At 45.3% G+C, this 9,686-nt stretch carries 7 protein-coding genes; 5 read left to right on the top strand and 2 right to left on the bottom strand.

Features of this window, described 5'->3' with window-relative positions:
• Positions 1-218 precede the first annotated feature (218 nt).
• Positions 219-1,598, bottom strand: coding sequence for a L,D-transpeptidase family protein (locus FFM73_RS11505; RefSeq protein WP_137631826.1), 1,380 nt, complete (start codon positions 1,596-1,598; stop codon positions 219-221).
• A 137-nt stretch (positions 1,599-1,735) separates the two neighbouring features.
• Positions 1,736-2,728 (bottom strand): L-lactate dehydrogenase, encoded by a 993-nt coding sequence (locus FFM73_RS11500; protein WP_137631825.1) that lies wholly within the window; start codon positions 2,726-2,728, stop codon positions 1,736-1,738.
• A 274-nt stretch (positions 2,729-3,002) separates the two neighbouring features.
• Here FFM73_RS11500 and pth point away from each other — a divergent pair, with 274 nt between their 5' ends.
• The 5 genes from pth to FFM73_RS11475 all read left to right on the top strand — a co-directional run bounded on the left by pth (position 3,003) and on the right by FFM73_RS11475 (position 9,523).
• The gene (pth, locus tag FFM73_RS11495) at positions 3,003-3,560 is read left to right on the top strand and encodes an aminoacyl-tRNA hydrolase (RefSeq protein ID WP_137631824.1); all 558 of its coding nucleotides are present in this window, start codon (positions 3,003-3,005) and stop codon (positions 3,558-3,560) included.
• Positions 3,561-3,577: 17 nt separating this feature from the next.
• A complete protein-coding gene (gene mfd, locus FFM73_RS11490) occupies positions 3,578-7,093 on the top strand; it encodes a transcription-repair coupling factor (protein ID WP_373278672.1) in 3,516 nt (1,171 codons plus the stop codon).
• Positions 7,094-7,101: 8 nt separating this feature from the next.
• Complete coding sequence (locus tag FFM73_RS11485) at positions 7,102-8,682, top strand: putative polysaccharide biosynthesis protein (protein ID WP_137631823.1); 1,581 nt, start codon at positions 7,102-7,104, stop codon at positions 8,680-8,682.
• Between the two features lie 17 nt (positions 8,683-8,699).
• On the top strand, positions 8,700-8,972 hold the full coding sequence (locus tag FFM73_RS11480; protein WP_089137347.1) for an RNA-binding S4 domain-containing protein: 273 nt from the start codon (positions 8,700-8,702) through the stop codon (positions 8,970-8,972).
• A 164-nt stretch (positions 8,973-9,136) separates the two neighbouring features.
• Positions 9,137-9,523, top strand: coding sequence for an FtsB family cell division protein (locus FFM73_RS11475; RefSeq protein ID WP_137631822.1), 387 nt, complete (start codon positions 9,137-9,139; stop codon positions 9,521-9,523).
• The last annotated feature ends 163 nt before the right edge of the window (positions 9,524-9,686 follow it).

The raw sequence follows: 9,686 nt of genomic DNA, 5'->3' as shown, positions 1-9,686 counted from the left end.
TTGAAGCTTAGTCATAAAAAATCACCTCATCATAATTGATAAGGTGATCATACTGCGCCGTTAGACGCATTCATAGACGTTCGGTTATAGTGTGCTTACTTATTATTTCCGTCTGTTTCAATCTGAGTGTACAAGAAAGGGCATCAAAATTATCGAGATAATTTTGATGCCCTTTTGATGAAAAATCATTTAACAATTATTGTATTTAATGAACATAATTAATAAATCACAACTGCAGTATGCAACGGTACCGCAGCATAAACTTTACCAACAATGTCTGGTGGAGTATTAACACAGCCGTGAGAGCCGTGGGTTAAGTACCAATCGCCACCGTAACGTGGTTGCCATGGCGAGTCGTGAATTCCAACACCGGTGTCATCAATTGGCATCCAGTACTTCACTGGTGAGGCATAGTTGCTGCCGTCATCATTCTTGCCTCGAAGGACAGCGTTACGCTGCTTGCTCCAGACGTCCCAAACACCAGATGGGGTAGTACCTGCAACTGGCTTACCAGTCACAACTGGGGTAGAGATGATGATCTTACCATTCTTATGAACCCACATATGCTGTTCTGGTTTAGAAACCTCAATATAGGTGCTACCAAGGTCTGAGCCATCTTTGTGATAGCCCATACCTTTAAGTACTGGGGTCCGTGTGACTGGCTTACCTGCTAGGACTGCTTTTGACAGCTTAGGGGTTTCAGCGCTGACGTTGATCGTCCAGCCATACAAACCGGCAGGCACCTTATAGGTCTTACCATCATGGGCCTTAAAGTGACGGGTTTTATGAAGCGTACCATACTGATAGCTTAATTGAGTTAAATACTGTTTGATCTTAGTATTTGAAGTTGAAATCTGTCCGTTACTAGTTGTTAGCCAACTAGCAATATCCTTATTTGGAACCTGTACCGAATGATTCGTGATCCGGTATGTGATGTGGTTCTTGGCTAGCTTTTCAGCCTTAGTCTTTGCACTGACAAGTGATTTACTATGAGTCAAAACCGTTGGCTTAACGTAAGCGTCCCTTAAGTCGATCGTCGTTTGATGATTTTCAATCGCCTTAGTTAAAGCTGCCTTAATGGATGCCTTTGAGACTTCGGTACCATAAACTGGCTTTTGAATTGTAAATTGATGACCCTTATAAACCAGCTGGGCATTATGAGTTGCCGTCCGGTTAGTCCCAGCCGATTGCTCAACTTTGGTTGCTAGTGCGTTTAAATCAGCATCATTGAGTGCACTGGCACTTAACCGTTGGTCGTCGGCCGAAGCGCTGTCAGAATGAACTGGCCAGCTAAATGAATTTTGCTTGCTGATCATCTGCTTAAGCTGAGTTGTCGAATATGCCTTAACACCAGCATCGTGAGAAGTGAATGTCGCTAATGAATTGTCATGTTCTTTAACCGTATAAGTTTGGTTTGCTAACTTACTTTTTAATGTTTGGGCTGCCTGTTGTGCAGTCTGGCCACCAACCTGAATACCACCGATCTGGGTGTCACTCAAGAAGTGGCTGTTATAATGGGCTGTCCGCCAGCCGTAACCAATTGCTAAAATTGCGATTACAGTTAGGCCCGCAGAGACCCAACGTGAACGATGTGTCATGTTCTGATCCTCCTTATGGTCACTTATAAGGATAAGGCATAATCAGCCAAAACTCAATTTATACTTGACAATTCACGACAAAAAAACGTCCCTATTGCGGGACGTCTCTTTGAAAATCGCTTAACGTGGGTTATCAGCTACTTGTTTAAGTTGGCTAACCCATCTTTTGTAACTTTCTTTAAAGTTTCTGCAGAAGCCTTCATCTTAGCTTGTTCAGCATCGCTAAGTGGGACTTCAACAACACCGGCTAAACCAGAAGCATTAATAATACCTGGTGTACCAATGAAGATGTCATTCAAACCATATTCGCCGTCTAGTGAAGCACCAACGGGCAAAATAGCATTTTCATCGCGTAAAATGGCTTTGGTGATCCGCATCAATGATGTGGCAACACCATAGTAGGTAGCACCCTTGGTATTGATGATCTCGTATGCCTTGTGCATCGTTTGATCTTCAATTTCGTCCAGGTCAGCATCGGTAATACCATGTTCTTGAGTAACTGAACGTAATGGCTTTGAACCAACGGTGGCTTCGTCGTAAGCAGCAAATTCAGTATCACCATGTTCACCCATAATGTAAGCATCGATGCTACGTGGGTCTAAGTTTAACTTCTTACCCAAAGCAACGCGTAAACGAGAAGTATCCAATGAAGTTCCTGAACCAATGACACGGTTCTTTGGAAAACCAGAGAACTTCCAGGTTGCGTAGGTCAAGATATCAACTGGGTTAGCAGCAACTAAGAAGATACCCTTAAAGCCGGAATCCACGATTGGTTTAACGATTGAGCTTAAGATCTTTAAGTTCTTGTCAACTAAGTCCAAGCGAGATTCGCCGGGCTTTTGTGGGGCACCAGCAGTAATGACAACCAGATCGGCATCCTTAGCATCGCTGTATTCACCAGAATAAACCTTCTTAGGTGCAGTGAATGCTTGGGCATCCTCCAAATCCAGGGCGTCTCCGTGTGTCCGTTCCTTAATGACATCGACAATGACTAATTCTTCAGCTAGCCCTTGTTGCATCAATGAGAATGCATAAGACGAACCAACGGCACCGTCCCCGACTAGTACAACTTTTTGATGATTCTTTGACAATGTACCCACCTCTTCCAAAAATATTTTTAGGACACCCATAGTTTACCATGAAATTGTAAGCGGATACTAGTAAATCGAATATTCTATGAATAATGTCTACTATATAAACCGCTGAAAATAGCTGCGCTGTTCTCAAAAATCAGCTTGGTAGAGGGAAGATGTATGCATTCGCTCTAAACGTATGCTATACTTTGGGTTGATATTTGACTTTAGAATTCATAAGAATGTTTTATGCTGGACGGGATAAGCTACCGTTCAGCTATTTTGCATGGTTTAATGTTAAAAATAAGAGAAATAGGGAGCGTATGAAATAATGAAGATGATCGTAGGTCTTGGCAACATCGGCCCGCAATATAATCAGACCCGGCATAATACCGGGTTCATGGTTGTGGAGCAGTTCGCGCAGAAGGCGGACATTCAGTTTACTAACCGAAAGATGGAAGCCAAGATTGGCACGGGTCAGGTCAATGGTGAAAAAGTGATGTTAGTGGAACCCACCACGTTTATGAATGAATCAGGTCGTGCAGTTGGCAAGTTAATGCACTTTTACAAGCTGGATATCCATGATTTGATCATCGTGCACGATGACATGGATCTGCCATTAGGGCGGATTCGCGTTCGGCCAAAGGGTTCTGCCGGTGGTCATAACGGGATTAAGAGTATCATTGCCGCTCTTGGGACTGATCAATTTGACCGGATTAAAGTCGGCATTCAGCACCCGCAGAAAAGCACGGTCGTCAATTACGTGCTGGGTAAATTTAACGAAGAACAGCGGGCAATTTTCAACGTTGCCGCAGATCACGCAGTCGCCGCTTTATTTGATTGGGTAGACGGTGCAACAATTCCTGATCTGATGAATCAGTACAATTAATGAAGGAGTGGAGCTAAGTGCAACTTGCAGACTTTTTTGCAAATATGCCGCAATATCAACAAATCGTTGAAGGCTTTGATCGCGGTGACCGTGAGTTAGTGACTGGCATCACAGGATCAGCGCGAGCTTTGATGATCTCAACGTTGCTGCAAAAAGAGCAGCGGCCGATGATCTTTGTGACCGATACGATGTATCACGCTGACCAGCTGACCGATGAGTTAAGCGGTCAGCTCACTGATGATCAGTTATACGAGTTTCCGGTTGAAGAGCTGCTGGCTGCAGAGATTGCCACTAGCTCACCCGATTTTCAGAGCCAACGGATTCAAGCTTTAAGCGCCTTGACACAGGCTAAGCCAGCGGTCATTGTGACGTCGGTTTCAGGCCTGCGCCGTCAATTACCTGATCCTAAATTATTTAGCCAGGCTCAGATTGCGTTAAAGGCCGATGGTGAAGTCGATCTAGAAGACTTGGCTGCCCGGCTGCAACGGATGGGGTACGTCAGACAAAAACTGGCTGATGCGCCTGGTGATTTTGCCGTTCGCGGCTCGATCATTGACATTTACCCGTTGGATACAGACTATCCGGTGCGAGTGGATCTGTTTGATACTGAAATCGATTCGTTACGCTACTTTGATCCCAGTACCCAACGGAGTGTTGAAAACATCACTTCAGTGACGATCCATCCGGTAACCGATATGCTCATGACACCGGATCAGCGGCAAGCTGCAGCAACTAAATTAAACCAGAAACTCGCTAAGGAACAAAAACAGTTATCCGCTGACGATGGTGACTTACTGGCCAATAGTATTACCCCCCTGATTGAATCTCTAACCAAGGGGGATGTTTCCGCCGAATTAAGGTTATTTGCCAGTGATTTCTTTGGTAAAACGAATATTTTAGATTATTTAAATGATAAGGGCCTATTGTTGATTGACGATTATCCAAGGCTGCGTGAGACCAACAAACAGTTAGAGACAGATGAAGCCAATTGGACGGTGGATAAATTAAGTGCCCACCAGATCTTTAGTGATCAGCAGTTTGGCCTGCAGTTTCAAAACGTTATTCGCCGTGACCATCACGCTGAATTGTTCTTTGCCCTGTTCCAAAAGGGTATGGGCAATATGCGTTTTGATCAACTAGTGGAAATTCAGACGCGGGCGATGCAGCAGTTCTTTGGTCAAATGCCATTACTGAAACAAGAAATTGAGCGCTGGCAGGCGACGAAGCAGACCGTGGTCATGATGATGGCCAATGAAGAACGGCTGAATAAGGTATCGCAGACGCTAGATGATTTTGGCATTAACGCGGTGATGACGAAGGTCAGCGACATTCAACCGGGAACGGTTCAAATCGTGCCAGCGCCAAGTCAGACCGGTTTTGAACTGCCAGATGCCAAACTAGTAGTGATCACGGAAGCCGAAATGTTTAAGCAGGTCACCAAGCATCACCGGCGCCGGCAGACCATGCAAAACGCTGAACGGCTGAAGAGTTACACTGATTTGAAGCCAGGCGACTACGTGGTTCACGTCAATCACGGGATCGGGCGCTTTGAAGGGATGCAGACGCTGGAAGTCGATGGTGTTCATCAGGATTACATGACCATTGACTATCAAAGCGATGCCAAGTTGTTCATTCCGGTCACTCAGTTGAATCTGATTCAAAAGTACGTGTCTTCCGAGGACAAAAAACCGCACATCAATAAGTTAGGCGGTTCTGACTGGGCTAAAACCAAGAAAAAAGTGGCCGCCAAGATTGAAGACATCGCGGATGATCTGATTGAATTGTATGCCAAGCGGGATTCTGAAAAAGGGTATGCTTACCCGCATGATGATAGTTATCAAGAAGAATTTGATAATGAATTTCCGTATTCCGAAACGCCTGATCAACTACGCAGTATTGACGAGATCAAACACGACATGGAAAAACCGAAACCAATGGATCGTTTATTAGTTGGTGACGTGGGTTATGGTAAGACGGAAGTCGCTTTACGTGCTGCGTTCAAGGCTATTGAAGCTGGCAAACAAGTTGCCTTTCTGGTACCGACCACGATTTTGGCGCAGCAGCATTTTGATACCATGACCAGTCGGTTTGACGGTTTTCCAGTGAACGTTGCCATTCTGTCACGTTTCCAGACGACTAAGGAAGTTCACCAGATCATTCACGGCCTAGAAGACGGCAGTGTGGACATCGTGGTGGGAACCCATCGGCTCCTATCAAAAGACGTTAAATTTAAAGATCTGGGATTGCTGCTGGTTGATGAAGAGCAGCGATTCGGGGTCAAGCATAAGGAAAAGCTCAAACAGATGAAGTCCCAAGTGGACGTCTTGACACTGACGGCGACACCGATTCCGCGAACCTTGCATATGTCGATGCTGGGTGTGCGGGATCTGTCCGTGATTGAAACGCCGCCAGCTAACCGGTTTCCAATTCAGACCTACGTCATGGAGCAAAATGCAGGGGCGATTCAGGATGGTATCCGGCGTGAAATGCAGCGTGGTGGGCAAGTCTTCTACCTGCATAACCGGGTCGATGACATTGAAGAAACCGTTAGTCAAATTAAAGCGCTGGTACCAGATGCCGAGGTGGCCTATATTCACGGACAGATGACGGAAGCGCAGCTGGAAGGTATTTTATACGACTTCATTCGCGGGGATTATGACGTGTTAGTGACTACCACGATTATTGAAACCGGGATGGATATTCCCAACGCCAACACCTTGTTTGTGGAAAATGCGGATCATATGGGATTATCCCAGCTTTACCAGCTACGTGGCCGTATTGGCCGGTCTAACCGGGTCGCCTATTCCTACTTCATGTATCAGCCCAATAAGGTGTTAACTGAAGTTAGCAAGAAGCGTCTAGAGGCCATCAAGGACTTTACGGAGTTGGGTTCTGGGTTCAAAATTGCCATGCGGGACCTTTCCATTCGAGGTGCTGGTAATTTACTAGGTCAGCAGCAATCTGGTTTCATTGATTCAGTGGGCTATGACCTGTATACGCAGATGCTGACGGATGCCGTTTCTAAGAAGCAGGGCAAAAAGGCCAAGCCGAAGACGGATGCCACCGTTGAACTGGGATTGGAAGCTTATTTGCCAGACACCTACATTACGGATCAGCAGCAAAAAATTGAAATGTATAAACGCATCAGACAGATCGAAGAACCGGATGATGTGACTGAGATTCAAGATGATCTGATCGACCGCTTCGGTGAGTATCCGGTGGAAGTCACGAATCTGCTGACGGTCAGTCAAGTGAAGATTCAAGCGGATGAAGCACTGATCGAAAAGATTCATCGGATCAAAGACCAAATTGAAGTGACCTTCTCAACTAAGGGCACGGATCGGTTTAGCGGTGAGGACGTCTTTAAAGCGTTAACGAACACTAAATTAAAAGCAACCGTTGGACTGTCAAATAACAAATTAGTTGTTAAATTGATCATTCAGCCCAAGATGACGGTGCAAAACTGGATGGCTGAATTGGATCAATTTGTGAAAGCATTAAGTGAAATGGCTGTTAAAACAACGACAAAATAGGTGGATTTATGCAGCGTAAAACGATGAAAACCGTGATGCAAGGCGCGTTATTACTTTCGTTTGCATCACTGATCGCTAAAATTCTGAGCGCAGTATATCGGGTCCCCTTCCAAAACATGGTGGGCAACACCGGTTTTTATGTGTATCAGCAAATTTACCCGATCTATGGGATTGGTATGACCTTCGCCTTAAGCGGGCTGCCAATGTTTATTTCTAAATTAGTGGCTGAAAGTGAGACGGTTCAGACGAAGCTGGCATTGCTGTCACGGATCTTTGTCCTATTAGCCGGCTTTTCCTTGATCCTATTTCTAGGTTTGCAGGGACTGGCAGTACCCATCGCCAGTGGCATGGGGGATCCTAGACTGGCACCGATTATTTGCTCGGTAAGCTGGATGTTCTTATTTTCGCCATTTTTAGCCATTAGCCGCGGGTACTTTCAAGGCGAGTATGATATGCGCCCAACCGCGCTTTCTCAGCTGGTTGAACAGACGGTGCGGGTGACGGTGATTCTGGTAGTGGCGTACTGGGCCATGAAACACCGGTGGAATGTCTATCGGATGGGTACGTGGACCATGAGCAGCGCTGCCATTGCCGCCATTTTTGCTTCTGCGGTGATGCTGTACTATGTCCGGCATCAGCACGTTAACTTCTTAGCCGCCATTCAGCAGCCCATTGACCAGACGTATGGTAGTCTGGCAAAACGGTTACTGATTGAGGGCGGTACCATCAGTTTATTTGCATCCATGATGGTGCTGCTGCAGTTGGTCGATTCATTTACGGTTATGCGGGGACTGATGATTCAGGGACTGCCATCGCTTACCGCTAAGTCGATCAAAGGGGTCTATGACCGGGGGCAGCCCCTCGTTCAGCTTGGACTAGTGGTTGCCACTTCGTTTTCGTCGTCACTGCTGCCATCGTTAACAGAAGCGCTGAATCGTGGTAATCACCGGCAGTTTGTTCGGCAGGCCAACACGGTCGTCCGAATAAGCGTGGCGATTGCGACAGCTGCTGCAGTTGGCCTAGTGGCGTTGATGCCGGAAGTCAACGTGTTACTATTTGGTAATCAGCAGGGAACCGATATGTTATCGGTGTACGTTTTGAGCATTATTTTTGCGACGTTGATCATGATCGATAACAGTATCTTACAAAGCCTCAATCAGTTTACAGTCACGATTGTCGGATTGACGATCGGTCTGCTGGTCAAGGTGGCCTTTAATCAATGGGCAGTGGTCCACTTTGGTGCGATTGGTGCCAGCTGGATCACAGTCGTTGCACTATTAGTCATGGCAGGTTTTTTAAGGCAGCAATTACGAAAAGAACAGTTAGCAGCTTTTAAAAGGGGCTATCTGCTAAAATTAGTGTTGATCGCAGCACTCATGCTGATCAGTGTTCGGTTGATCATCCCAGTAGGCGGTTGGTTAATGGCTGCCCAGGAGCCGCGAGTGACGGCTCTAGTTGAAGCAGTATTAGGCATTCTAGTTGGTGTGATCGTCTTTATGTACCTGGCTTTAAAATTCAAGTTACTGACGTTACGCGAGTGGCTGCTGCTTCCCCAAGCTGACCGCTGGCTGCGCTGGTTTAAAAAATAAACGCTGGAGGGTTCACAATGAGATTAGATAAATTTTTGAAGGTATCACGGATTATTAAACGGCGAACCGTTGCTAAGGAAATTGCTGATAAGGGGCGGATCACGATCAATGACCGCGTCGCTAAATCCTCTACCGATGTGGCTGCTAATGATGTTTTGGTCATTAAATTTGGAAATAAAACTTTAACGGTTCAGGTACTGCAATTATTGGAAACGACCAAAAAACAGGATGCCGAAAATATGTTTAAGATTATTAGCGAGGATTACGAAAAGGATTATCGTAAAGAATAATCTTAAGTTACGATTCGTTACGGTTTGCACGTTAACCACTCAGTTTTGGCTGACAACTATTACAGTTCTGTAACATTCCGTGAATCCGCTTTAAATCGCATAGACAACCCCCGTCAACGTTGATATACTTCATAATGAAGGATATTGGCGTAGGGGGCGTTAAAATGGCTACACGAGCAAACATTACGCAGCTTGATAATCAGTATACAAGAGCCGTTCAAAAGAATACGCATCATGCAGTATTGAGTAAGCAACGTAAAAAGCGTGCGTTAGTTATTATTGCCGGTTTCACCGTCGTTTTTCTTTTTCTGGGTATTCAAATTATGCATGCTAAGAATGCGATGAGCCAGACGAACGTCCAAATTACACGTCAGCAGCAAAAACTGACACGGGTGAAGCAAACTCATCAGCAGTTGAATGAACATGTTAAACTCTTGAATAACAAGGATTATTTAGAAAACCTCATACGGTCAAAATATTATTATGCTAAATCAGGGGAGACGATTTATAGTCTGCCAAATGATAAAGCAAGTGATGTAACAGCAAAATAAAATAATATGAGGACTATAATGAAGCTGGTTCCAAGTGTGAACTTGTGTGCCAGCTCCATTTTTAGGTTCTTCGTCAACTGTTGTTGGTGAACAAAATATTGGAGTTCTAATCACTTGGTGATTAGAGCTCTTTTTGTATGAACTCGAAAAGCGAACAGCACTC

It is taken from the genome of Secundilactobacillus hailunensis (genome assembly GCF_005405185.1).
Classification (GTDB): Bacteria; Bacillota; Bacilli; order Lactobacillales; family Lactobacillaceae; genus Secundilactobacillus; species Secundilactobacillus hailunensis.
Note: the sequence above shows the minus strand (reverse complement) of the source record. Positions and strands in the feature narration are given on the sequence as shown.